This window comes from Georgenia sp. Z1491 (assembly GCF_057652395.1).
On sequence record NZ_CM172729.1, the window covers coordinates 66770 to 90089 of the forward strand.

The 23320-nt window shown below is 74.6% G+C and carries 22 protein-coding genes and 1 riboswitch; of the genes, 4 read left to right on the forward strand and 18 right to left on the reverse strand.

The genetic code is table 11. From position 1 onward, the window contains the following. Positions 1-22: 22 nt before the first annotated feature. The 3 genes from AC24HA_RS00300 to AC24HA_RS00310 all read right to left on the reverse strand — a co-directional run bounded on the left by AC24HA_RS00300 (position 23) and on the right by AC24HA_RS00310 (position 3323). Positions 23-1012: a VOC family protein gene (locus AC24HA_RS00300; protein WP_425707479.1), complete on the reverse strand. Its 990-nt coding sequence runs from the start codon at positions 1010-1012 to the stop codon at positions 23-25. A gap of 265 nt (positions 1013-1277) precedes the next feature. After that, positions 1278-1937 carry an alpha/beta hydrolase gene (locus AC24HA_RS00305; protein WP_425707478.1) on the reverse strand — a complete coding sequence of 220 codons (660 nt, stop codon included), beginning with the start codon at positions 1935-1937 and terminating at the stop codon, positions 1278-1280. Between the two features lie 138 nt (positions 1938-2075). Further along, positions 2076-3323, reverse strand: coding sequence for an MFS transporter (locus AC24HA_RS00310; protein WP_425707477.1), 1248 nt, complete (start codon positions 3321-3323; stop codon positions 2076-2078). 111 nt (positions 3324-3434) lie between these two features. Between AC24HA_RS00310 and AC24HA_RS00315 the strand changes: the two genes are divergently transcribed. The 3 genes from AC24HA_RS00315 (at position 3435) to AC24HA_RS00325 (ending at position 5984) form a co-directional block, all read left to right on the forward strand. Then, positions 3435-4022: a class I SAM-dependent methyltransferase gene (locus tag AC24HA_RS00315; RefSeq protein ID WP_487563652.1), complete on the forward strand. Its 588-nt coding sequence runs from the start codon at positions 3435-3437 to the stop codon at positions 4020-4022. Positions 4023-4169: 147 nt separating this feature from the next. Next, positions 4170-5153 carry a glycerophosphodiester phosphodiesterase family protein gene (locus AC24HA_RS00320; protein ID WP_425707475.1) on the forward strand — a complete coding sequence of 328 codons (984 nt, stop codon included), beginning with the start codon at positions 4170-4172 and terminating at the stop codon, positions 5151-5153. 183 nt (positions 5154-5336) lie between these two features. Beyond that, positions 5337-5984 carry a maleylpyruvate isomerase family mycothiol-dependent enzyme gene (locus AC24HA_RS00325; protein WP_425707474.1) on the forward strand — a complete coding sequence of 216 codons (648 nt, stop codon included), beginning with the start codon at positions 5337-5339 and terminating at the stop codon, positions 5982-5984. Between the two features lie 6 nt (positions 5985-5990). On the opposite strand, the gene AC24HA_RS00330 is transcribed toward AC24HA_RS00325, so the two are convergent. The 10 genes from AC24HA_RS00330 to AC24HA_RS00375 form a co-directional block, all read right to left on the reverse strand. Further along, on the reverse strand, positions 5991-7154 hold the full coding sequence (locus AC24HA_RS00330) for an ABC transporter ATP-binding protein (protein ID WP_425707473.1): 1164 nt from the start codon (positions 7152-7154) through the stop codon (positions 5991-5993). Next, a complete protein-coding gene (locus tag AC24HA_RS00335) occupies positions 7148-8902 on the reverse strand; it encodes an ABC transporter permease (protein WP_425707472.1) in 1755 nt (584 codons plus the stop codon). The genes AC24HA_RS00330 and AC24HA_RS00335 overlap by 7 nt, the downstream gene beginning before the upstream one ends. Continuing rightward, on the reverse strand, positions 8899-10101 hold the full coding sequence (locus AC24HA_RS00340; protein WP_425707471.1) for a thiamine ABC transporter substrate-binding protein: 1203 nt from the start codon (positions 10099-10101) through the stop codon (positions 8899-8901). The genes AC24HA_RS00335 and AC24HA_RS00340 overlap by 4 nt, the downstream gene beginning before the upstream one ends. 56 nt (positions 10102-10157) lie before the next feature. Then, positions 10158-10264, reverse strand: a riboswitch (TPP riboswitch). Positions 10265-10414: 150 nt separating this feature from the next. After that, on the reverse strand, positions 10415-10693 hold the full coding sequence (locus AC24HA_RS00345; RefSeq protein WP_425707470.1) for a DUF4235 domain-containing protein: 279 nt from the start codon (positions 10691-10693) through the stop codon (positions 10415-10417). Positions 10694-10776: 83 nt separating this feature from the next. After that, positions 10777-11157, reverse strand: a complete 381-nt coding sequence (gene mnhG / locus AC24HA_RS00350; RefSeq protein WP_425707469.1) for a monovalent cation/H(+) antiporter subunit G — start codon at positions 11155-11157, stop codon at positions 10777-10779. Then, the gene (locus AC24HA_RS00355; protein WP_425707468.1) at positions 11154-11576 is read right to left on the reverse strand and encodes an MrpF/PhaF family protein; all 423 of its coding nucleotides are present in this window, start codon (positions 11574-11576) and stop codon (positions 11154-11156) included. Before AC24HA_RS00355 ends, mnhG begins: the two co-directional genes overlap by 4 nt. Further along, positions 11576-12370 carry a Na+/H+ antiporter subunit E gene (locus AC24HA_RS00360; protein WP_425707467.1) on the reverse strand — a complete coding sequence of 265 codons (795 nt, stop codon included), beginning with the start codon at positions 12368-12370 and terminating at the stop codon, positions 11576-11578. Before AC24HA_RS00360 ends, AC24HA_RS00355 begins: the two co-directional genes overlap by 1 nt. After that, positions 12367-13968 carry a Na+/H+ antiporter subunit D gene (locus AC24HA_RS00365; protein ID WP_425707466.1) on the reverse strand — a complete coding sequence of 534 codons (1602 nt, stop codon included), beginning with the start codon at positions 13966-13968 and terminating at the stop codon, positions 12367-12369. Before AC24HA_RS00365 ends, AC24HA_RS00360 begins: the two co-directional genes overlap by 4 nt. Then, the gene (locus tag AC24HA_RS00370) at positions 13965-14588 is read right to left on the reverse strand and encodes a Na(+)/H(+) antiporter subunit C (RefSeq protein WP_425707465.1); all 624 of its coding nucleotides are present in this window, start codon (positions 14586-14588) and stop codon (positions 13965-13967) included. The genes AC24HA_RS00365 and AC24HA_RS00370 overlap by 4 nt, the downstream gene beginning before the upstream one ends. After that, the gene (locus AC24HA_RS00375) at positions 14585-17659 is read right to left on the reverse strand and encodes a Na+/H+ antiporter subunit A (RefSeq protein WP_425707464.1); all 3075 of its coding nucleotides are present in this window, start codon (positions 17657-17659) and stop codon (positions 14585-14587) included. The genes AC24HA_RS00370 and AC24HA_RS00375 overlap by 4 nt, the downstream gene beginning before the upstream one ends. A 267-nt stretch (positions 17660-17926) precedes the next feature. Between AC24HA_RS00375 and AC24HA_RS00380 the strand changes: the two genes are divergently transcribed. Then, complete coding sequence (locus AC24HA_RS00380) at positions 17927-19300, forward strand: MFS transporter (protein ID WP_425707463.1); 1374 nt, start codon at positions 17927-17929, stop codon at positions 19298-19300. On the opposite strand, the gene AC24HA_RS00385 is transcribed toward AC24HA_RS00380, so the two are convergent. The 5 genes from AC24HA_RS00385 to AC24HA_RS00405 form a co-directional block, all read right to left on the reverse strand. Beyond that, positions 19297-19662 carry a cupin domain-containing protein gene (locus AC24HA_RS00385; RefSeq protein ID WP_425707462.1) on the reverse strand — a complete coding sequence of 122 codons (366 nt, stop codon included), beginning with the start codon at positions 19660-19662 and terminating at the stop codon, positions 19297-19299. The two genes, AC24HA_RS00380 and AC24HA_RS00385, sit on opposite strands and share 4 nt — an antisense overlap. A gap of 92 nt (positions 19663-19754) precedes the next feature. After that, positions 19755-20996 carry a hypothetical protein gene (locus AC24HA_RS00390; RefSeq protein ID WP_425707461.1) on the reverse strand — a complete coding sequence of 414 codons (1242 nt, stop codon included), beginning with the start codon at positions 20994-20996 and terminating at the stop codon, positions 19755-19757. Further along, positions 20993-21571 (reverse strand): dCTP deaminase, encoded by a 579-nt coding sequence (gene dcd / locus AC24HA_RS00395; protein ID WP_425707460.1) that lies wholly within the window; start codon positions 21569-21571, stop codon positions 20993-20995. The genes AC24HA_RS00390 and dcd overlap by 4 nt, the downstream gene beginning before the upstream one ends. A gap of 103 nt (positions 21572-21674) precedes the next feature. Continuing rightward, positions 21675-22601 carry a YqeB family protein gene (locus AC24HA_RS00400; protein WP_425707459.1) on the reverse strand — a complete coding sequence of 309 codons (927 nt, stop codon included), beginning with the start codon at positions 22599-22601 and terminating at the stop codon, positions 21675-21677. 157 nt (positions 22602-22758) lie between these two features. Then, positions 22759-23292, reverse strand: a complete 534-nt coding sequence (locus AC24HA_RS00405) for a hypothetical protein (RefSeq protein WP_425707458.1) — start codon at positions 23290-23292, stop codon at positions 22759-22761. Positions 23293-23320 lie beyond the last annotated feature (28 nt).

The window sequence follows — 23320 nt, forward strand, 5'->3', positions numbered from 1 at the left end:
CGAGTAGCTGAGATCGGGCCGCTCAGAGCGTGGTGGGCCGGGTCGCGTCCGTGGGGTTGGTCGGGATCGTCACGGGGTCGAGCTTCTGCATGATCTCGTCCCGCTTGTCCTCCCAGTGCGGGGGAAGCATGAACCTGCTGCCCAGCTCCTCGGGCGACTCGTCGCAGGTCCAGCCGCCCTCCTCGTGGGTCACGGCCAGCTCGAACAGCGCGCCACCGGGGGTCCGCATGTAGTTGGACTTGAAGTACGTGCGGTCCTTGAGGTCGGAGACGTCGGTGTAGCCGATGCCCTCGAGGTCGAACTTCACCTCGGCCTGGTTCTCCAGGTTGTCCATGTTCCACGCGAAGTGGTGGAACGTGCCGGACCCGTACCGCCAGGTCCCCGGCTCCTCCGTCCGGTTGACCACGAGCTCGACGTTGTTCCCGTGCTCGGGGGTGCCGACGGCCAGCTGGAACCGCTCACCCTCCTCCTTGACGTCACGGCTGTAGAACGAGTCGCCCAGGAACTCGACCATGTTCTCCGGGTTCTGCACGTGGATGCCGACCCCGTAGATGCCGTGGATCGCGTGCTCGCCCCCGACTCCCCCCTTGGGGTAGCCGACCCGCGGGTCGTTCTCGACCTCGACGAGCTGGTAGTTGATGCCCGAGGGGTGGTCGAAGGCCAGGCGGCGGGTGCCCAGCGCCTCGAGGTCGCGGGTCTCGATGCCGAACGACCCCAGACGGTCCGTCCAGTAGTTGAGCGACCCCGCCGGCACCGCCAGCTGGTTCTCCCGAGCCTGGTTGGTCCCTCGGCGCCCCTCGAGACCCGCCTGCTTCCAGGGGAAGGTGGTGATGACGGCCGACGGGTCGCCCGCCGCGTTGGAGTAGTACAGGTGGTAGATCGGCAGGCCACCGTCGAACAGGACGGTCTTCTTGATGAAGCGCATGCCGAGGACCTTGACGTGGAAGTCCACGTCCTCCTGCGCGTCACCGACGGACAGCGTCACGTGGTGGGAACCGTTGATGTGGGGCATGGGAAGCTCCTTCGCTCCTCGTCGACCTGGGTGGTGCGGCGCCGGGCACGGCTCCGTGCCGCTCGATGTCGACGCTAGATCCGGCTCGCCGCGAGCCGCCCGTCGCCCGGCCCGCCGTGGCGGATCGGGTCAAGCCGACGACGACGAACCCCTCGCCCGCCGCCCCGCCCCGGCTCGGCTCGGCTCGGCTCGGCTCGGCTCGGCTCCCAACGAGGCTCTCCGTCTGCCCGCACCCGTCGAGCCGCGTCTGCCGGCAGCCCCCGCGTCAACCTGCCGCGGCGTCCCGCACGAGCTCGGCGAGCGCCTCGACCTGCGAGTCGGCGACGACGTGCTCCTCACCGGGAAGCACGTCCAGCCGGACCTCGGCCCCGCGCTCGACGAGGGCCCGCACGGTCTCCTCGGTGCGGAACAGCGGCGCCAGATCGTCCGCCTCGGCGAGCGCCATACGCACGGGCAGACCGTCGAGCGAGGCGTCGCCGGTCGGCGGAGCCATGCCCCTCGGCCCGACGTACCCGCCCGCGAACAGTGCGGCGCCCGCAAGACCCGCGGCGCCGCTCTCCTGCAGGAGGAACGTCGAGAGCAGGCACGACCCCTGCGAGAACCCGAGGACGACGACGCGCTGCCGGGGCAGACCCGCCTCGGCCAGAGCGTCCAGTCCGCGCGTCACGGTGGCCAGCGCGTCATCGAGCCATGGCTGGTTCTGCTCGATCGGCGCGACGAACCGCTCGGGGTACCACGAGCAATCCGCCGCCTGCGGCAGGAGTGCAGCGACGGCTGGGAGTCCGCCCGGCAACCGGTCGAGGACCGCCGTCATGTAGTCGGTCGTCTGTCCGCGGCCGTGGACGGCGAGGACGGCCACCTCGGCGTCGGCAGGCTCGGCGCCCCACCAGCGCGCGCGGATGTCCCCCAGCTGGATCTCGGTCACCGTTGCTCCCGGGTTCGTTCCGTCAGGTCGACCGCCATCGTGCCAGGGCGGAGAAGGGCCGGTCGGTCGGGCGGACCCGCACGCACTCTCCAAGCTGAACCGCCGCGTTCACTCGCCAGGAAAAAATCCCCTCACTCGTCACGGATGGTCGGGCCGCGTGCGCTCCAGGGTCTCCGGCGCGGTCCGCCACGGCAGGAGTCCGACCAGCAGGATCACGCCGGCCACGCCGAAGGCCCACGCGTAGCCGACCGAGTCCACGAGCACGCCCGAGACGATCGGGCCGAGGATCGTGCCGGTGTCCATCGCCATCTGGCTGCGCGCGACCACCGGGCCGCCGCTCCGTTCGCGTCCCACCACGTCGGCGAGCACCGCCTGCTGGGCCGGCTGGATGGCCGCCGCAGCCACACCGCCGAGCACGCACAGCACGAGGACCATCACCACGTGGAAGGAGAGTCCGAGCAGCAGGGCGGTGAGGGCGGAGAAGGCCAGCCCTCCCATGAGCAGCGGTCGGCGTCCGACGCGGTCGATCGCCCGCCCGCTCCACCTGAGGGTGACGAGCGTGCCGATCGCGTAGCTCGCCAGCGCGACTCCCGGGGACCAGTCGCCCGCACCGGCGACGGTGACCACGAACAGCGGGATGATCGCCATCCGCACGCCCATGTTCGCCCAGCCGTGCGTGAACCCGGAGACGAGCGACGCCCGGTAGGCCGGGTCCCGCATGGCCTCGGCCACCCGCATCGGCGGCTGGGTCGGCGGGGCGTCCACGCGCGCCTTCGCCGCCTCGCGCGCGGCCCGGGACGGGCGGACGAACACGGCGACGAGGGCGGCGGCGACGAGCAGCCCGACCCCGTAGATGATGAACGGCGCCCGCAGGCCCAGCCCGGACAACGCGGCGCCCAGCACGGGGCCGAGGACGTTGCCCAGCAGGAAGCCCGAGCCGAACAGCGCCGAGGCCCGCCCCCGCTTCGCCACCGGCGCGAGCGCGATGACCAGGGAGGCCGCCGAGATGGTGAACATCGTCGAGCCGATGCCACCCAGCCCGCGGAAGGTGAGGAGCTGCCAGTAGTCGCCGGCGAACGCGCTCGCTCCGGTCGACAGCGCCACGACGACGAGCCCCGTCACGTAGACGACCCGTGGTCCGAGGCGACCCACGAGGCTCCCGCCGACGGGGGCGAACACCAGTCGCATGAAGGCGAACGCGGACACGACGACGGTCGCCGCCGTCACGCCCACGCCGAACGACCGCGCGTACGTCGGCAGCACGGGCGCGACCAGCCCGTAGCCCATCGCCACGATGAACGAGGCGACGACGAGGAACCAGATCTCCCGCGGCATCGGCTCGGAGTCGGGAGCCGGGACGGGGCCGGAGCCAGGTGGAGTCGTCATGTCCGGGCCATTGTCGCCCACGGGTGACCCCTTCCCCGCGCGCACCGTTGCCACCGGTGCGCACCCCGCGGCTACTGTCGGGACGTGGACGACGTCAACGGCTGGACCGCGATGCTCGCAGAGAATCCCGGCCACTCGCGCTGGTACATCGACCGGTTCCGGCGCATGGCGGACAACGAGGTGGACCTCGGCGGCGAGGCCCGCCTCGTCGACGCGATGGTCCCCCGCGGCGCACGGATCCTCGACGCCGGTGCCGGCACCGGCCGCGTGGGGGGCCGGCTGGCGGCGGCGGGCCACGTCGTCGTCGGCGTCGACCTCGACCCCGAGCTGGTCGAGGAGGCCCGCGCCGTCCACCCCGGTCCCCAGTGGCTCGTCGGCGACATCGCCGACCTCGATCGCGCGCTCGACGCCCGTACGGGCACAGACGAGCCGTTCGACGCCGTCGTCTGCGCCGGGAACGTCCTCACCTTCCTCTCCCACGCCGAGAGGCGCCCCACCCTGGCGGGCTTCGCCCGGCACCTCGCCGCCGACGGCCGCGTCGCCGTCGGCTTCGGGCCGGACCGCGGCTACCCGGTCGACGACTTCCTCGCCGACGCCCGGGCCGCCGGCCTCACGCCCGACCTCCTGCTGGGGACGTGGGACCTGCGCGCGCTGCGACCGTCCTCGGACTTCCTCGTCGCGCTGCTCGGCCACGCCTGACGACGGCGGGGCCGGACCCCGGCGCCCGGCCGGTCGAGCGACGTCGCGGCAACCCCCCGACGACACCCGGGCGGCGGCTCGGTGAACACTTCGTGATCGTGAGCCAGGTCGCGGGGATCGCGCCGCCGGCCGCCCCAGGATGGGGCCGTGGCCATCCTCGTGGACCCCGGGACGTCGTTCACCACCCTCCCGCCGAGCGACCTCGCCGCACCCGTACCCGTGGCGACGTCGCCCGCACACCTGGGCGCCCCGCCCCTGCCGGGAGCCACGACGACCGGTCACCCCTCCGCGCCGTCCCCGGCCTGGTCGATGTTCGACATCGAGCCACTGCCCGCCCCGTACCCGCGCGTCGCGGTGCCGTACGGGCAGCGCACCGGCCCCTGGGCGATCGCGCACCGAGGCGGCCTGGCGAACGCCCCGGAGAACACGGTCGCCGCGTTCGCCCGGGCCACGGACGCCGGACTGACCTACCTCGAGACCGACGTGCGCGTGACCGCGGACGGGGTGCCCGTCGCCTTCCACGACGCCACGCTCGACCGCGTCACCGACCTCGTCGGACCCGTCGGGGCGCGCACGTGGGTCGAGCTGGCGACCGCCCGGGTCCTCGGCGCCGAGCCGATCACCCGCATCGACGACCTCCTCGCCCGCTTCCCGGACTCGCGCTTCATCGTCGACGTCAAGGAGGCGGCCGCCATCGGCCCGCTCGTCGACGCGGTCCGCCGCACCCGGGCGGCCGACCGGGTCTGCGTCGCGGGCGGGTTCGACGGCTGGCTCGCCGAGATCCGTGACCGCACGGGGGTCGCCTCGGCGCTCGGCTGGCGGGCCCTGCTCCGGCTCTACCTGTGCGCGATGTCCGGGGTGCGCCCGCCGCGGGAGATCGCTGCCGGCGGCGACTTCGCGCACGCCGCCTGGCGCCTGGGCCGGCTCGCCCTCATGGCGAACCCACGGGTCGCCGACCGGCTGGTCGGCATGGCGCACGACCTCCGGCTCCGGGTGGTCGCCTGGACGGTGGACGCGCCGGACGACGTGCGTCGCCTGCTCGACCAGGGGGTCGACGGGATCATCGCCGACGACGCCGAGACCCTCGTGGGGACCTTCGCCTCGGTCGGCCGGGCCCCCGCGGGGCCCTGACCGCACCGCGACCCGGCCCGCGCACCGCGGCCCAGGCCCCACAGCGCGACCAGGGCCGCGTACCGCGGCCGCCGTCCGGGTCCGGCCCCGCCTGCGGTCCCTGCGGACCACGTGTGTGACCTGGCCCCTCCCGCCCGTGGACGGGCTGTGAGAACCTGACCTTCCCGACACGCGGAGGATGCCGTGGACACCTGGGACCGGGACCGGTTGTGGCAGGCGATCAAGACGGAGCGCACGCGCCTCGCCGAGGACCTCGAGGGACTCACCGACGAGCAGTGGCGCACCACCTCCCTGAGCAGCGCCTGGACCGTCGAGGAGACGCTCGCCCATCTCACCGCCGCCGGCAGCACGGGGAAGATCGCCTGGCTGCGGAGCATGGTCGGCTCGCGCTTCCGCACCGACGTCCACAACGCCCGTCTCCTCGCCCAGCACATGGGCGACTCCCCCGCCGAGACGCTGCGGCGCTTCCGCACGACGATCCCCAGCCGCATCGAGCCCACCCGCACCACGTGGGCCTGGCTCGGCGAGGTGGTGGTGCACGGCATGGACGTCCGCGTACCTCTCGGCATCTCCTCGGAACCGGACCACGACGCGGTCGAGCAGGTGGCGCTGAGCTACGCCGCCAAGGACTGGGCGGTCAACTCCAGCTCGGCGGTCGAGGATCTCGAGCTCGTCGCCACCGACGGCGTCTTCCGGTACGGGGAGGGGCCGAGGGTCTCCGGCCGCACCCTCGAGCTCGTCATGGCGATGGCCGGCCGCCCCGAGTTCCTCGACCGGCTCGAGGGCCCCGGCGTTCAGACCCTCCGGACGCGGTTCACCCGCGCGGCCTGACGCGCCTCACCAGCGCGCCGACGACTCGGGGTCGCCGATCCGGACGATCCCCGCCGAGAGCACCGCGACCTCGCGCACGTCGGACAGGTCGGGAGCGTCGTCGTCGGCGGCCCGGCCCGGCTCCCCGCGGACGAGGGCCCGCGCCCGCACGCCGCCGTCCACTTCGAGCACGACGTCGACCCAGGTCCTGCCCCGCACGTGCCGCACCCCCGTGGCACGGGCCGGCAGCACGGCCGCGACGTCGTCGGACGGGCCGCCCGGCCCGTTCCCGACCGGACGCACGACGAGAGCCCCGGGCGCCAGCGCGACCTCGCCCCGGCCGGGGCCGTCCACGACGCGGTGCGCACCGTCCGCGCCGTCCCCGCCGTCCGCGCCGCGGCCGAGCGCGGACGCCGGCAGCACCGGCCCGTGTCCCAGTAGCTCGGCGACCTCCCGGTCGGCGGGGGCCGACCACAGCTGCCGCGGGGTCGCCACCTGGCGCAGCCGACCGGCCGACAGCACCGCGATCCGGTCGGCGACGGTGGCCGCCTCGTCCAGGTCGTGCGTGACGTGCAGCGCGGTGGCGCCGGCCGCGCGCAGGATCGCCGAGAGGTCGACGGCGAGCCGTTCCCGCAGCGCGCGGTCGAGTGCCGAGAGCGGCTCGTCGAGCAGGACCGCCCGCGGTCGCGGGGCGAGGGCGCGGGCGAGCGCCACGCGCTGCGCCTGCCCGCCCGACAGCGTGGTCACGGCGCGGCCGGCCAGGTCCGCGAGGCCGACGAGCTCGAGCAGCTCGGCCACCCGCTGCTCGCGCTCGGCCCGGGTGGGCCGCTCGGCCCGGGCGAAGGAGCGCAGCCCGTACGCGACGTTCCCCGCGACGTCGAGGTGGTCGAACAGCTGCCCGTCCTGGAAGAGCAGCCCCACCCCGCGCCGGTGCACGGGCACCCCGGCGAGGTCGGCACCGTCAAGACGCACCGCCCCGGACGCGAGGGGCTCGAGCCCGGCGACGGCACGCAGCAGCGAGGACTTGCCCGACCCGGAGGCGCCGACGACCGCGAGGACCTCACCCGGCGCGAGGCTGAGCGACACCGCGTCGACGGCTCGGTGCCCGTCCGGGTAGACGACCGAGACCCCGTCGACGACGAGGCCACCGGCGGCGTCCGCCGTGACCGTCGCGTGCCTGTCGTTCACCATCCCGCATCCCCTTCCGCACGTGCGCGCTCGGCGAGCGCCATGACCGTGGCCGTGAGCGCGGCCAGCAGCACGGCGGCCGCCATCGCCGTGCCCTGGCTGTCGATGCCGGGCCGCCCGAGCAGGCGCACGACCGCCACCGGCAGTGTCGGGTCGGTGGAGCGCGCGAGGAAGCTCGTCGCCCCGAACTCTCCCATCGACACCGCGAACGCGAAGCCGGTCGCCACCCCGCCGGCGCGCAGGAGCGCAGGACCGTCGACGGTGAGCAGCACCCGCCGCGGGGACGCCCCGAGCGTCGCGGCGACCTCCCGCTGCCGGGCGGGAACCGACCTGAGCACCGGCACCACGGTGCGGACCACGAGCGGCACCGCCACGACGGCCTGTGCGATCGGGACGGCGAGCGGCGAGCCACGCAGGTCGACCGGCAACCACCCCGACAGGAGCACGAGACCGAAGCCCACCGTCACCGCGGACACGCCGATCGGCAGCATCACGAGGGTGTCGAGCAGGGCGCGGCCACGACCGGCTCCGGCGGGCCTACGCCCTGCGCCCCGGCCCCGGTCCGCACCACCGGCCCGCGCCGCGGCCGCCCCATGCGCGCCCGGCCCGGCCCCGCCGCGCGCCACGAGCTCCCCCGCACCAGGCCGGCCGGCGATGACGACGGCGGCGAGCAGGCCCACCACGAGCGCGAGAAGGGTCGCGTCGACGGCCGACCGCAGGGAGAGCTCCGCGGCGTCGAGCACGGAGCGCGGGAGCGCCCCGCCGCCGTCGCCCGCGAGCGCGCGGTAGTGGTCGAGCGTCCACGAGCCGTCGGCCGCGCGCAGCGAGCGCTCGACGAGGCCGAGCATCGGCGCGATCAGCAGACCGGCGACGACGGCGGCCGTCAGCGCGGCGGCGCCCAGGGTGCCGGGCGAGCGGAGGTCGAGCGGCGGGGTCGCGACGGGACGCGCCCGGCCGGCCGGGCGCCGGGACCGCGCGACGAGCAGGGTGGCCGCCACGACGACGGCGATCTGCACGATCGAGAGCACCGCGGCCCCGCGCAGGTCGAGGTTGCGGGTGCCCAGCCGCCAGATCTCGGTCTCGAGGGTCGACCAGCCGAGCGGGCCGAGGCTGCGGACGATCCCGTAGGAGGTCGCGCAGAACAGGGCGACGAGCGCACCGGCGGAGGTGATCGCCGGGGCCAGGGCGGGCAGCGTGACCGTGCGCAGCGCCCGCCACGGGGAGGCGCCGAGCGTGCGCGCCGCCTGCTCCGGCCGCGGGTCCAGCGCGGCCCACGCCGGCCCGACCACCCGGACGACGACCGAGTAGTTGAAGAACACGAGCGCCGCGAGCAGCGCCCACGGGGACCGGTCGAGCCCGAGGAACCCCAGGACGCCCGACGGGGCGAGGACCGCCCGGAACGCGACGCCGACGACCACGGTGGGCAGCACGAACGGCACCGCGACGACCGCGCGCAGGATCCGGCGACCGGGGAACGACGTCCGGTACAGGACGTACGCGCCCGGGACCCCGAGCGCGAGCGCGCAGACGGTCGCGGCGAGCGCCTGCGCGAGGGTGCGCCAGAGCGCGTCGAGCGTGGACCTGCGCGCGAGGATCTCCAGCACGGGGTCGCCGGCGGGGATCCCGGGGATCCGCTCCCCCGGTAGCAGCCCGTGGACCACCAGCGCCGCGACGGGCGCGACGAAGAAGATCGCGAGGAACGCGACCGGCACCCCGACCGCGAGAGCGCGCGCGAGGCGGCGGGCCGTCAACCGCCGACCACCTCGTCCCAGGTGCGCAGCCACTCCTCGCGGTTCGCGTCGATCTCGCCGGCCGGCATCTCGATCGGCTCCTCGGCGGGCGGTGCGAACTCGGACCACGCCTCGGGCAGCGGGGCCTCGTCGTCGACGGGGTACATGTACATCGAGTCGGGCATGGCGGCCTGGACGTCCGCGGACAGCAACCAGTCGATCACCGCGCGCGCACCCTCGGGGTTGTTCGCGTCCGCCACGACGCCCGCGTACTCCACCTGCCGGACGCAGGTGTCGAGCAGCGCCGCCGTGGTCGAGCCCGTGCCGTCCTCGGTGGGGGTCGCGGCCGGGGAGGAGGAGTAGGACAGGACGATCGGGCGGTCCCCGCCGGAGAACGTGAAGTCGACGTAGTAGGCGTCCGACCAGGAGTCGACGACCCGCAGGCCGTTGTCGAGAAGGCTCTGCCAGTAGTCGGCGAACCCCTCCTCGCCGCTCTCCGCGACGGTGGCCACGAGGAGCGAGAGACCCGGCGAGGAGACGTTCGGGTCGGTGACGACCGTGAGGTCCGCGTAGTCGGGCTCGGTCAGGTCCGCGAGCGTCTGCGGCGGTGTGAGCCCCTCCCGCTCGAACCACGCGGTGTCGACGTTGAGGCACACGTCGCCGAAGTCGACGGGAGTGAGCTGGTCCCCTCCGTCGACGAGCAGGTCCTCCGCGGAGGCGGGCAGGTCCGGCGAGGTGTAGGGCTCGAGCACGCCCCCGTCGATCGCACGGCTCGCGTAGGCGTTGTCGATGCCGTACACGACGTCGGCGGACGGGCTGCCCGCGGTGAGGAGGAGCTCGTTGACGACGCTGCCCGCGTCCCCGGGCGCCGTGACGACGAGCGTGTACCCGCTCTCCGCCTCGAACTGCTCGATCAGCTCGTCGGGGAGGTTGAACGAGTCGTGCGTGACGAGAGCGACCTCGCCGCCCGCGCCTGCCGGCGCCTCGCCGGACCCGCCGGACGCGCCCTCGGACGCCTGCTCCGCCGTCTCCGCGTCGCCCGCGCTCTCGGAGTCGTCCGTGTCCTCGTCCCCGCCGCCCAGCGAGCAGCCGGCGAGGGTGAGGGCGAGGGCCGTGCCGAGCCCGAGGGCCCGCGCGCCGCGGCGGTGGGGGCCCGGGTGGTCCGTGCCGGCGCCCGGGCGGCGGAAGCCGGTGCCCGGGCCGGTGATGGTGCTGCGCATGTCGTACCTCCTGCGTGGGTGCGCAGGGTTCGTCGCCGCGGCGGGTACCGCGACGACGGAGAGATGTCCCGACTACCTCCGCCGGTGCTAACCGGATCAGGTTCGAGGGTCTGCGGCGTGCCGCACTCTCAGCGCCGTGGTCGGCGCTCCCCTGTCGTTCGCGGACATGCTACCCCGCCGGCCGGGCACGACGCGGGCCCGCGCCACGTGCGTGGTGCGGGCCCGCGGACACCGGAGTGCGACGGCGGCCGGCGGTGGCGCCGGGCGCGCCTCGCACCCCGGGCGCCGGTCGCCTGCCGTCAGTCGTCGGCCGTCAGTCGTCGAAGACGTCGTCCGAGACCTTCTGCAGCTCGGCGGGCTTGTACCACTTGGCGGCCTGGCGCATGGCCAGCTGGCGGACCAGGCCGACGACGGCTCCCGAGACGGCCGTGAACACCACGATCTCGACAAGGGAGACCGAGTCGTCACCGTCGACGATCTCCGGCGGCTCGTGGCCCGTGACCGCGACCCAGCCCTTCGAGAGGATCTTGTTCGCCGCGATGCCGGCGACCACGCCGGCGCCCGTGCTCACGATCTTCCAACCGATGTCCATCTGTGCCCTCCGTGGTCAGGGCGTGACGCCCTGGTCGTGGTCTCCCGGGCTGCCCGGCCTTCCCGCGCAGTCCGTCGGGACGATCATGCCCCAGTGTGCTTGTGGTTCGCGTCCCCGCCCGAGGCCTCGATGTCCTCGGCCAGCTCGTCGACCACGAGCGCGGACCTGTCCACCCGCCCGGTGCGGTAGCCGCCGCGCCCGGCCATGTGGGCGCTGATGGGCGCCGTGAGGAGCTGGAACGCGACGACGAGGACAAGCGTCCACCCGATCCGCGGGTCGCGCACCTCGAGAGCGACCCCCGCCATGAGCAGGGCGAGACCCAGCACCTGCGGCTTGGCCGCGGCGTGCATCCGGCTGAACAGGTCGGGGAAGCGCACGAGCGCGACCGCGGCGACGAGCACCAGCAGCGAGCCCGCGACCAGCAGGATCGCGGCGAGCACCGTCACGACGTCGGACCAGCTCATGACCGTCCCTCCCCGGTGCCGTCGTCCTCCGGGCCCGAGGTGTCCTCGCCCGTCACGCGCGGCGAGTCGGGACCGTGGACGGGCGCGTCGTCGTCGTCGAGCTCGCGCTCGCGCGCGATGACCTGGGCGAGCTCCTCCTTGGTGAGGATGCGGGCCTCGTCGGACTTCTCGACCGCGGTGAACCGCGCGATCGTCACCGTGGTGAGGAACCCGACGAGCGTGATGACCACGAGCATCGGCACGTACGCGGCGCTCCCGGTCCACGCGATGAGCAGGCCCACGAGCGCGACGACGGACGCGGTGACGACGTCCGTGGAGACCGCGCGGTCGAGCGTGGACGGCCCACGCTCCAGGCGCACGAGCGCGGTGAAGACGGCGAGCACCACCACGGCGAGGCAGGCGTAGACGACGATCTCCATCACGCACCGCCCCCCGTCGTCGGGGACGGACCGACCTGGCCGGCCGCCGACTGGCCGTCCTCCGACGGGGCCTCGGCCGCCGGGCCCTCGACGGACGGCGACGGCAGCCGCCCGGCGCGCCGGGACCAGCCAGGGCGGAAGCCGGCGTCGACGAGCTGGTCGTCGGTGGCGAAGGCCCGCAGGAGACGCTCCTCCTGGTCGAGGACGTCGGAGTGCGCCCGCTCGAGACCGCCCGCGATGTCGACGTCGAGGATGTGCATGTAGAGCATCCCGGACAGGCGCATGGCCTCGACGACGAGCGAACCGGGGACCAGCGAGCACATCCCGCCGGTGCCGGTGAGGATGAGGTCGGAGTGGGAGCGCAGCTGGACGCGGATGACGGCGCCGCGCGGGGGACGGCCCCGCACCGTGAGCACGACGATCTGCCAGGAGGCACGCAGCACCTCCCGCACGAACACCGCCACGAGCACGACGACGGCGAGCGGGCGCACGGTGGTCCGGCCCGTCGCGCGCGGCATGGGCATGAGGATCGTGACGAAGAGACCCAGCGCGAGGCCGGCCACGACGTTGCCGACGGACAGGTCGCCCCAGAGCAGCACCCAGACGACGGTCAGCCAGACGACGAGCTTCCACGACGTCGGGGCGAGGCGGGGCGGCGCACCACGGGCGCCGCGACGGCGGCGGCCCCAGCGTGCGCGCCCGCCGGGCCGGCCCTCCCGGGCCGCGCGCCCGGCGGTGCGCGGGTCCGCGGGCGTCACCGCTCCGGCGCGGGAGTGTCCGAGTTCGTCGGTCACGGCACACCCTCCTCTCCGACGGGCTGGTCCTCGCTGGGCGTCTCGACCGGCATCTCCTCCGAGCGCTCGCCCCGCTCGGCGATCTCGTCGGAGATGCCGTCGCCCCGCTCGCCGCCGGGCAGCACGGCGGCGATGTAGGGCGTGCGCAGCATGAGGTCGCGGGCCGCGGTGTCCGCGTAGTCGACGATCGGGCCGGCGGCCACGGTCATGCCGAGCGACATGGCGATGACCGCGCCGGCCGACAGCGTCATCGTCGCGGGCGTGGACTGGCCCTCGAGCTCCTCCGGCGCCTCCTGCCAGAACGCCATGTTCCAGGCCTTGACGACGGCGTAGAGGGTGAGCAGCGAGGTGACCAGGCCGGCTCCGACGAGCGTCCACGACATCCACGACCCCTCGGTCGCGGCAGCCTGCATGAGCCCGACCTTCCCGAGGAATCCGCTGAACGGTGGGATCCCGGCGAGGTTGAGCGCGGGCACGAGGTACAGCACGGCCAGGAGCGGGGCGAGCCGGGCGAGGGACCCGAGCCGCACGAGCGACGTCGTGCCGCCGCGACGCTCGATGAGTCCCGCCACGAGGAACAGCCCGGTCTGCACGGTGATGTGGTGGGCGACGTAGAAGATGGCCGCCGAGAGCCCGTCGGTCGTCGCGGTGCCGATGCCCCAGATCATGTAGCCGATGTGGCTGATGAGGGTGAACGAGAGCAGTCGTTTGAGGTCGGCCTGCGCCACCGCGCCGAGGATGCCGACGATCATGGCCGCGGCCGCGACGACCAGGAGGACGGTGCTCATCCGGCTGTCGCCGAACAGGGTGACCTGGGAGCGGATGATCGCGTAGACGCCGACCTTGGTGAGCAGGCCCGCGAAGACGGCGGTCACCGGCGCGGGCGCCGTCGGGTAGGAGTCGGGCAGCCACGCGGACAGCGGGAACAGCGCCGCCTTGATGCCGAACGCGATGAGCAGGACGGCCTCGAGGACGACCGTCACGCTGGGATCGATCTCCGGCAGCCGCTGCGCGAGCTGGGCCATGTTGACGGTGCCCGCCGCCGCGTACACGTAGGCGATCCCGGCGAGGAAGATGAACGACGAGATGAAGGAGACGATGATGTAGACGGTGCCCGAGCGGATCCGGTCGCGCGTGCCGCCCAGCGTGATGAGGACGAAGCTCGCGACGAGCAGCATCTCGAACCCGACGTACAGGTTGAACAGGTCGCCCGCGAGGAAGGCGTTCGACACGCCCGCCGACAGGACGAGGAACGTCGGGTGGTAGATCGTCACCGGAGCGCCCTCGTCGCCGTCCGCGACGTTCTGGGCGAACGAGTACACGAGCACGGCGAGCGTGACCGCCACGGAGACCACGAGGAGCAGGGCCGACAGCCTGTCGGCCACCAGGACGATCCCGACGGGGGCCGACCAGCCGCCGATGTTGAGCACGATCGGGCCGGAGTCCACGGCCACGAGCAGCACGATGGCGACGGCGAGGACCGCGGCGAGCACGACCACCGAGATGATGCCCTGCGCGCGGCGGAACCTGGCGAGCATGAGCGAGGTGCCCGCGCCGAGGAGCGGGAGCAGGACGGGGACGGCGAGCAGCCAGCTCATGAACGCCCCCCCTCGTCGTCGTGGTCCGCCGTGCGGTTGCGCCGGTCCTCGTCCGGGTGGCCGACCTGCTCGGTCGCGGTGGCCGAGTGCGGGACGCCCCGGGTGCCCACGCGCGTGGACCGGTGTCCCGGCGGCGGCGGGGACTTGCTCGACCGTCGGTCGTCACCGGTGTCGGTCTCGTCGAACGTGGTGGCGGCCTCCTCCTCGAGGGTCGAGCCGGAGTCGTCGGTCGAGCGGGCATCGAGCTCGTCGCGGGCGGCGCGTCGGGCGATACGGCGGTCCTCCAGGTCGTCCTGCACCTCGTCGTGGCCGTTGAGCTGCCACGAGCGGTAGGCCAGCGCCAGGAGGAACGCGGTGATGCCGAGACTGATGACGATCGCGGTGAGGATCATCGCCTGCGGCAGCGGGTCGGACATGTCCTCGGGCTCGCTCGACCCGATGAGTGGCGGCTCGCCGGCCCGGCCGCCGGCCACGAGGATGAGCACGTTGATGCCGTGCGTGATGAGGCCCGCGCCGATGACGACGCGCGTGAGGGACCGCTCGAGCACGAGGTAGACGCCGGCGCCGACGAGGACGGCGACCACGAGGAGGAGGGCGAGGGAGGGGCTGACGTCGATCACGGGCTCCCCCGTCCCGGCGCTCCGTCGGGTCCGGTGCGCCGCGTCGGGGCTGCGGCGCCCTGCAGGTGGTCGGCCACGTCGTCCCGGCGGTCGACGCCGACCACGCGGTCGTCCGACGCGCGGGCCGGGTCGTCGTGGGACAGGTCCGGGGCCTGCGCGCCCTCGAGCTCGCCGTGCCGGTCGACCTCGGCGCCGAGCGAGCGCAGGATGTCGAGCACGAGCCCGATGACGACGAGGTAGACGCCCACGTCGAAGATCAGGGTCGTGACGAGGTGGACGTCGCCGAACGGCCACAGGGTGAAGTCGAAGACCGCGCTCTGCAGGGCCGTGCCGCCGAACAGCATGGGGGCGGTGGCCGCGAGGGTCATGGTCACCAGGCCGGCACCGAGCAGGTGGCCCGGGTGGAGCGGCATCGCCTCGGCGAGCTCGAACCGCCCGCCCGCGAGGTAGCGGACGATGAGCGCGATGCCTGCCGCGATGCCGCCGGCGAACCCGCCGCCCGGCGCGTTGTGCCCGGAGAAGAGGAGGAACAGCGAGTAGATGATGAGCGTGTGGAAGATCAGCCGCGCACCGATCTCGAACATCACCGAGCGGCGCACCGGGGCGAGCGTCGCGCTCGCGGCGAGCCAGCGCTGACCCCGCTGGGGGTCGCGCAGCGACGCGTTCGACGCGAGGCGCTTGCGCTGGCGGTCCTTGCGGACGGCTGCGGCCGGGTCCGGGAACTCCGCCCACACGCCCGGCGAACCCTTCTTCGGCTCGATGCGGCGCTCGACCCGCCCGAACCGGCCGCGCACGAACAGCAGCGAGGCGATGCCGGTGGCGGCCGCGACGATCACCGAGACCTCGCCGTACGTGTCCCAGGCACGGGCGTCCACGAGCGTGACGTTGACGATGTTGCGGCCGTAGCCGTACTCGTAGACCTCCGTGGGGAAGTCGACGGTGACGGGCGGGTGGATCCGGCCCCCGGTCATGAACAGCGCACCGACGGCGACGGTGGCGCCCACCGCGGTGCCGATGGCCAGGCGCGTCCACCTCGACGCGGCGAGCGGCCGGTTGGAGAAGTACGCGGGCAGGCGGCGGAGCACGAGGATGAGCACGACGAGAGTGACGGTCTCGACCACGGTCTGCGTGAGCGCGAGGTCCGGTGCCCCGTGGAGCACGAACAGCAGGGCGACCCCGTACCCGGCGACGCCGAGCAGGAGGACGGCCTTGAGCCGGCGTCGCGCACGCGCGGCGAGCACCGCGGACACGCACACGAGCAGGGCGACCGCCGCCTGGAGCGCGGAGTCCGCGACGCGGACGTCGGCCGGGGCGCCGCCGGGTACGAGCACGAGCGCAGAGAGCGCGCCGGCGGCGACAACGACGAAGATCGTCGAGAGGTAGGCGGGCAGCGATCCCCGCTGGGTCAGCGCGGTGACGTCCGCCGCGAAGTGGTCGAGCGCGACGAGCGAGCGCCGGTAGACGCCCTCGGCGCCGGCATGGTTGGGCAGGAGGTCCTGCGCGCGCTCGACCTGGCGGCGCAGCGTGAAGAGCGCGATGCCGGCCACGACCACGGCGACCGTGAGCAGGAACGCGGGTGTGACACCGGCCCACAGGACCAGATGCCCTGGCTCGCCCGGGTGCAGGTCCGCGTGCGGGGCGAGGAACCGCTCGAGCCGTGCGGGGACGAGGCCGGCGACCAACGAGGCCGCGGCCAGGACGATCGGCGGCGCCATGATGAGCATCGACCGGTGCGGGACCTCGGTGCGCTCGACACCCTTCTTGGTCCCGAACGCCCCCCACCACAGGCGCAACCCGTAGGCGAGCGTGAGGACCGAACCGACGACGACGCCGACCAGGGTGACGACGTCGACCCACCCGGACCCGTGCACGAGTGCCTCGAGGGCGGCCTCCTTGCCCAGGTACCCGAGCGTGGGCGGCAGCCCCGCCATCGACGCCGTGGCGATCGCCATGACGACGGCGAGGACCGGCATCTGCCTGCCCAGTCCGGAGAGCGTGCGCAGGTCGCGGGAGCCGACCGTCCAGTCGATGATGCCCACCGAGAGGAACAGGCAGGACTTGAACAGGGCGTGGGCGAGCAGGAGGGTGAGGCCCGCGAGCGCGACGGCGCGCTGCCCGTGGCCGACGAGGGCGATGAGGAAGCCGAGCTGGGAGACCGTGCCGAAGGCGAGTACGAGCTTGAGGTCGTGCTGGCGCAACGCCCGGTACCCGCCGATCAGCAGGGTGCCGAGCCCGAAGCCGAGGACCATGATCTGCCAGGACGTCTCCCAGGCGAGTCCCGGTGCGAGGCGGGCGACGAGGTAGACGCCGGCCTTGACCATCGCCGCGGCGTGCAGGTACGCGGAGACCGGCGTCGGGGCGGCCATCGCGGCGGGCAGCCAGAAGTGGAACGGCACGAGCGCCGACTTGCTCAGGGCGCCCACGAGCACGAGGACGATCGCCGAGGTGAGGAGCGGGCCCTCGGCCAGGCGGCCCGCGGCGCCGGACTCGACCAGCCCGGACAGGCGGTACGAGCCGCCGTCCATCTCACCGAGGGCGATGAAGCCGGCGAGCATCGCGAGGCCGCCGAGGGTCGTGACGAGGATGGCCTGCACGGCCGAGCGTCGGGCGGACTGGCGGTCGAACGAGTGGCCGATGAGCAGGAACGAGAAGACCGTCGTCAGCTCCCAGAACACGTACAGCAGCAGCGTGCTGTCGGTCGTGACGAGGCCGAGCATGGCGCCGGCGAAGGCGACGAACACGCCGGCGAACCGGGGCAGCCCCGCGGCGGTCTTCGAGAAGTAGGCCGCGCAGAACGCGAGCACCAGGGCCCCGACACCGCCCACGACGATCGTCATGAGCCAGGCGAGGGCGTCCAGCCGGAAGTCGAGGTGCAGGTCGAACCCGGGGACCCAGCTGACGAACTGCGTGGGGGCGTCTCCGTCGAACACCTCGCGGGTGTGCCACAGGGCCCACACGGCAGCCGACGCCGGGGCGAGCGCGAGGAGCAGGAAGATGCGGCGACCGAACCGCGAGACGAGAGGTGGAGCTGCGACGGCCACGACGGCGTGGAGAGTCAGCAGCTCGATCACGGGCTGTCTCCCATCCGGTCGCGGTCCGTCGTCCTCCCCGGCCTGTCGGGCGCACGACCGCACCAGGACGCGGGCGACGGCACTGGCCGGAGCTACCGGCCGACGGGGGTTGGTGCCAGTGTAAGCGGGCGAGGCGGGCCGCACGCCCGCCGTCCGGGTGGTAATGCTCTCGCCGGGGCCGGCATCGGGCCGGGACGGGGATGCGGAGCGACGCAGGAATCGGGGCCGGGGACGCAGGTGCGGGGCGACGGCGGCTAGGTTGACCGGGTGCAGCGCGCCGACCTCGACCGGACCCGACGCCGGACGCTCGCCACGCTCTCCCTGGCCCAGGTGCTCGGCAACCTCGGCGCGGGGGCCGCTCCGAGCATCGGCATCCTCCTCGCGAGCGCCGTCGTCCACTCCGAGACGTGGGCGGGCGTCGCCCGGTCCGCGACGACGATCGGCGCCGCCCTCGCCGCCGTCCCCCTGGGCACGCTCGCGCTGCGGTGGGGACGCCGGGGCGCGCTCGCCTCCGCCTACGGCGCCGCCGCGATCGGCGCCGGCCTGCTCGTGGTCGCCGCCGTCGCCTCGAGCACGGCGCTGCTGGTGCTCGGGATGATGCTCGTGGGTTGCGGCACCGCCGCGAACTTCCAGGTGCGCTTCGCCGCCGCCGACCTCGCCGACGCCGACCACCGCGGGCGCTCGATCGCGCTCGTCGTGTGGGTGGGGACGCTCGGCTCCGTGCTGGGGCCGAACCTCGGCCTGCCCGGCGAGGTGCTCGAGGAGCGCTGGGGACTGCCGGAGTACACCGGTGCGTTCGTCATCGGCGGCGCACTCGTCGCGCTGGCCGGGGTCGCGCTCCTCGTCCTGCTCCGGCCCGACCCGCTCCTGCTCTCGATCCGGCTGCGCGCCGCCCGGGTCGACCGGAGCACGCGGGCGGCGCCTGCTCGCCCGGCCTTCCCGGGTGGGACGCTGCCGGAGGCGGCTTCCCCGGAAGGGACGCGGACGCAGGCTGCTCCCCCCACCTCCCCGGAGGGGACGACCGCCGAGCTGCCCGCGGAGCCTGCCCCGCCCGCGCGCCGGACGACGGTGCGGGCCGCGCTACGTCTCGTCGCCACCGTCCCGCGGGCCCGGTTCGCGCTGACAGCCCAGGTCCTCGCGCACCTCGTCATGGTCGCGATCATGACGATGACCCCCATCCACCTCGACCACCACGGGGCGGACGTCGGCGTCGTCGGGCTCGTCATCTCGGTGCACGTGCTCGGGATGTTCGGGCTCGCCCCGCTCGTCGGCCGAGCGTCGGACCGGCTCGGCCCGGTGCCGGTCATCGTCGCGGGCCAGCTCGTGCTCGGGGTCGGCGCGGTGATCGGCGCGGTGGCCGGGCCCTCCCGGCCGGTGGTCGGCGTCGCGCTGTTCCTCGTCGGCGTGGGCTGGTCGGTGGTGACCGTGCCCGCTGCGGCGATGCTCACCGGGGCGGTCTCCGCCGGTCAGCGACCCGTCGTCCAGGGAGCCGGCGACATGGCGATGAACGCCGTCGCCGCGGTCGGGGCCATCCTGTCCGGCCCGGTCGTGGCGCTCGCCGGCTTCCACACGCTGTGCCTGGCGACGCTCCCGTTCCTCGCGATCGTGCTCGTGCAGGCCGCCAGGCTGCGGCGGGCCTAGGCCGCGTAGTAGTCGTTCCCGCGCGAGAACTCGACGAAGGTCACGGCCGTGTCCCCCACGGTCCAGGCGTCGTGCCCGGGCGGAAGCAGCATGACGTCGCCCGCCGCGTAGTCCACCTCGGTCCCGCCGGCGTCGAGGACCCGGAGCACGCCTGCCGTCACGTAGGCGACGTGCGGGAGCTCGCACAGCTCGGTGCCCGCGTCGGGCTTCAGGTCCTCGGACCACCTCGCGCCGACATCGAACGTCACCTCGGTGACGGAGACGCCGTCGAGCTCGGCCGTGCGCTTCGAGATCCGGCCGTGCACGTCGGGGGAGACGTCGGCGAGCGTGGCCTTCTGCAGGAGTGGGCTGTACGTGCTCATGGGGATCCTCTTCCTCCACCGGTGTGCAACGGATATCGGTCCGTAGGATAGGAGGGGCCGAGCCGTGGCGACCGACCCCCCGCGGCCGCGTCTCAGTCGCCGGACTCGGCGCCGTCGGTCGAGCGGACGAAACCGTCGTCGTCGACCACGTGGCCACCGATGAGCCGGACGAGGTCCGCCGCGACACCGTCCACGACGCGGCGGCCCTCGCGCCTCGAGCGCCGTCCGGCGCGCGTCGGGTGGGTGCCGAGGACCTCGTACGGGCGCCCGGGGCGGAACCGCACCTCGTAGGTGAGGACCGGCCGGGAGCCGGGCACGGCGTCGGGGGTGGCGTCGTCGGAGTGCTCGGCGAGCGATCCACGGCCCGCCCCGCCCTGGCCCAGGACCGGCGGCTCGAGCGGCGGCACCGGGAGGGCGCCGTCGCCTCCGGTGGTCGCTCGAGGGCGGATCGCCGGGAGCTCGACGACGGGAGCCACCGTCGTCACCTCGATCGTCACCATGTCCCGCGCCCACTCCGGCCCGTCGCCCACCATCCGTCCGCCGACGGACGAGGAGCCGCCGCCCCAGATGTCGTCGGAGAGGATGACGACGTCGTCGAGGAACCGGTCGAGGAGGACCGCCAGCTCGGTGGCGCCGAGCTCGACCTCGCTGCGCACGAGACGGTCGACCACCGAGGCCGGGTCGGGGACCACGACGGCGCCGGTGCCGGTGACGCGGACCGCGCCGCCGAGGCGCCGCGCGAGCGCCTGGACGTTCTCCAGAGCGCGCAGCTCGTCGCCCTGCGGGGTGCCGTCGGGGAACGCGTCCTCGAGCGGCGCGAGGCCCCTGAGCTCGGGCGGGGCGGGCTCGCCGCGGTCGGGCCGCACGCGCAGCACGAACGCGCAGGCCCCGGGCAGGTCGAGGTCGGCGGCCAGCTCCGGGGTCACCTCCCACGGGCCCGTGAGCACCGCGCCCGGGCCGAGGATGATCTCGTCGTCCCGCCGGGTGCGCAGGTCGGGGAGCCGCTCGACGAGCACGCCCGCGAGCGCGCTCGCACTGGTGTGCCGCTCGAGCACGAGCAGATGGTGGTTCGTCGCGACGGAGCGGTCGAGCCGACGGGTGCGCGGCCCGGAGGGGGCGGTCGACGTCGGGCCGCCGGGCACCTGTCCGGAGGCGTCCACCGCGCCCCCCGCGGCGTCCGAGGTCTCCGCCGGCCCCTCGGCCCGACGGTCGCGGCGCCGGCGACGCGGCGGCGCGGTGCCGTCTCCGGGACCCCCTGGCGCCGGGGTCCCGTCCGCCTCGCGCGCACGCTCGAGCTCGCGTTCCGCCTCGCGGCGGGCCCGGCGGGTGGTCATGACACGTCGACGCGGTTGAACCGCAGGTGGGACCGGGACGCCGTCGGCCCGCGCTGACCCTGGTAGCGCGATCCGTCCGCGCCCTGCCCGTACGGCCGCTCGGCGGCGGACGTGAGGCGGAAGAAGCACAGCTGGCCGATCTTCATGCCCGGCCACAGCCGGATCGGCATCGTCGCCGTGTTGGACAGCTCGAGCGTCACGTGCCCGGTGAAGCCGGGGTCGATGAACCCCGCCGTGGAGTGGGTGAGCAGGCCGAGCCGCCCGAGCGAGGACTTCCCCTCGAGACGGGCGGCGACGTCGTCGGGGAGGGTGACCTGCTCGAAGGTCGCGCCGAGTACGAACTCGCCGGGGTGCAGCACCAGGGGCTCGTCGGGGCCGACCTCGACGAGCCGCGTGAGGTCGGGCTGGTCGGCGGACGGGTCGATGACGTCGTAGCGGTGGTTGTCGAAGAGGCGGAACCGTCGGTCGAGCCGGACGTCGATGCTCGCGGGCTGCACGGCGGCCGGGTCGAACGGCTCGAGGCCCACGCGCCCTGCGTCGATCTGCGCGCGGATGTCGCGGTCGGAGAGCAGCACGGATCGATTGTGCCATCGCGGGGCGGCGGCGTCCGTCCCCGACCGAGGGCCCGCGCACGGGCCGGCGGGCCGGATGCCGGACGTCGGACGCCGACCCGGACCGCTAGGCCGCGGCGGCGGTCCCGCGGCCCACGACGCGACGCCACTGCTGCTGCGCGGGGCGCGAGCCCCGGTCGCGGACCATGACGCCCCGGCGGGCGAGCTGGCGGCGGAGAAGCTCGGCGTCGCCGTGCTGACCGTCCTGGACGGCGGCGGCCCGGGCGGCGAGCAGGCGGGCCGTCGCGTCGTCGAGCGCGTCGCCCTCGGTCCAGGTGCGGAAGTCGTCCTCGTGGGGGTCGTCGTCCTGCGGCTCGGGGTAGCCGTGCTCCACCAGCGCCCGGCGCAGCGGCTCCTCCGACAGCCGGAGCGGGAGCCGGGCGAGCTCGACCCCGCCGCGGCCGAGGACCACGAGGTCCTCGCCGAGGACGATCGTCCCGACGAGCGCGCGCGGCACGCAGACGCGGGCGTCGTCCCAGGTGATCGACAGCGAGCGGTCGGAGACCTCCGCGCGCATCGTCTCGCGCAGGGCGGCGGCCGCGACGACGGCGCCGAGCACGACGCCGAGCCCGACCCCCACGAGCAGGGCCACGGGCTCGCCGAGGCGGTCGCCGTAGCCGAGCACGCCGCCGAACGCCGTCAGGTGCGCGACGAGCTCGACGACGAGGGCCAGGAGCGCACCGACGACGGCGCCACCCAGGGGGAGCCCGACGGCGAGGGAGAGGCGGCGACCGGTGCGGGCCCGCACGCGCGTCGCGGCGGGCGGGCGGCGGGCGGACTCGTCGGCCGGCCCGGTCGTGGGGTCGATGGTGGTCACGTGGGCTCGCTCGGGCTCGGTCGGCTCCTGGGCGACCTTCGCCGGACGAGGCTGCAGCTGCGGGAGCCGGGGCGCACGGCGCCTGCTCCGGGTCCGCTCGTCGATGGTCATGACGCGCCCCCTCCGGTTCGACGGCGCGCGCGGGTGCCGCGTGGCGGCGGGCGGCGTCGAGGTCATAGCAGGAGCATGGCGCGGCAGGGCGCCGGAGGGCGTCCCTCTTGCGGGTAGAAGTGCCCGCCCGCGATCCGCCCGGAGGATGACGGGCCTCCACCCACGGGCGCACGCGTAGGTACGGGCGCGGGGCGGGGCTCGGGTCGGGGCTCGGGAGCCCCGACTAGCCGTGCTGTCCAGGCACCTCGGCGACGGCCTCCCGCAGGAGGGTCACCGCCCGGGGTCCCACGCCGTGGAGGTCGAGCAGGTCGTCGTCCGTCGTCTCGGCGATCTGCGCCAGCGTGGTGATCCCGGCGGCGGCGAGGGCGCGCGTGGCGGGCCGCCCGATGCTGCGCGGGAGGTCGCCGACCTCACCGGGCTCCGCCGTCGCGGCGCTCTCGGCGTCCGCGCTCACGCGCGCCGGGGCGCGGGAGGTCCAGGCGCGACGCACCCAGTGGTTGAGCGCCATGCCGTCGATGTCGGCGACCCGGACCCGTACGCCCGCTGGGGCGCCTTCCTCGTCGAGCGGTTCGGCCGTGGGGTACGAGCGGAGCACCTCGTCGGCGTCCGCCTGGTCCAGGTGCAGCACGGCCCAGGGGCCGTCGACCGCGGCGAACCGTTCGTCGTCGACCAGGAACGCGGCGTCGGCGCGCGTGCCGCGCTCCTCGACCTGCGGGAGCGCGAGTGCCGCCTTACGGAGCTGGGCGCGGGTCGTCATGCACCCAGCCTGGCACGGGTGCCCGGGC

Bases quoted from the DNA above. Each gene is read 5' to 3' on its own strand.
- AC24HA_RS00300 (WP_425707479.1), bottom strand. From the start codon at position 1,012: ATGCCCCACATCAACGGTTCCCACCACGTGACGCTGTCCGTCGGTGAC.
- AC24HA_RS00310 (WP_425707477.1), bottom strand. From the start codon at position 3,323: ATGACGACTCCACCTGGCTCCGGCCCCGTCCCGGCTCCCGACTCCGAG.
- AC24HA_RS00315 (WP_487563652.1), top strand. From the start codon at position 3,435: ATGCTCGCAGAGAATCCCGGCCACTCGCGCTGGTACATCGACCGGTTC.
- AC24HA_RS00330 (WP_425707473.1), bottom strand. From the start codon at position 7,154: ATGGTGAACGACAGGCACGCGACGGTCACGGCGGACGCCGCCGGTGGC.
- AC24HA_RS00340 (WP_425707471.1), bottom strand. From the start codon at position 10,101: ATGCGCAGCACCATCACCGGCCCGGGCACCGGCTTCCGCCGCCCGGGC.
- AC24HA_RS00345 (WP_425707470.1), bottom strand. From the start codon at position 10,693: ATGGACATCGGTTGGAAGATCGTGAGCACGGGCGCCGGCGTGGTCGCC.
- mnhG (WP_425707469.1), bottom strand. From the start codon at position 11,157: ATGAGCTGGTCCGACGTCGTGACGGTGCTCGCCGCGATCCTGCTGGTC.
- AC24HA_RS00355 (WP_425707468.1), bottom strand. From the start codon at position 11,576: ATGGAGATCGTCGTCTACGCCTGCCTCGCCGTGGTGGTGCTCGCCGTC.
- AC24HA_RS00365 (WP_425707466.1), bottom strand. From the start codon at position 13,968: ATGAGCTGGCTGCTCGCCGTCCCCGTCCTGCTCCCGCTCCTCGGCGCG.
- AC24HA_RS00385 (WP_425707462.1), bottom strand. From the start codon at position 19,662: ATGAGCACGTACAGCCCACTCCTGCAGAAGGCCACGCTCGCCGACGTC.
- AC24HA_RS00390 (WP_425707461.1), bottom strand. From the start codon at position 20,996: ATGACCACCCGCCGGGCCCGCCGCGAGGCGGAACGCGAGCTCGAGCGT.
- AC24HA_RS00400 (WP_425707459.1), bottom strand. From the start codon at position 22,601: ATGACCTCGACGCCGCCCGCCGCCACGCGGCACCCGCGCGCGCCGTCG.
- AC24HA_RS00405 (WP_425707458.1), bottom strand. From the start codon at position 23,292: ATGACGACCCGCGCCCAGCTCCGTAAGGCGGCACTCGCGCTCCCGCAG.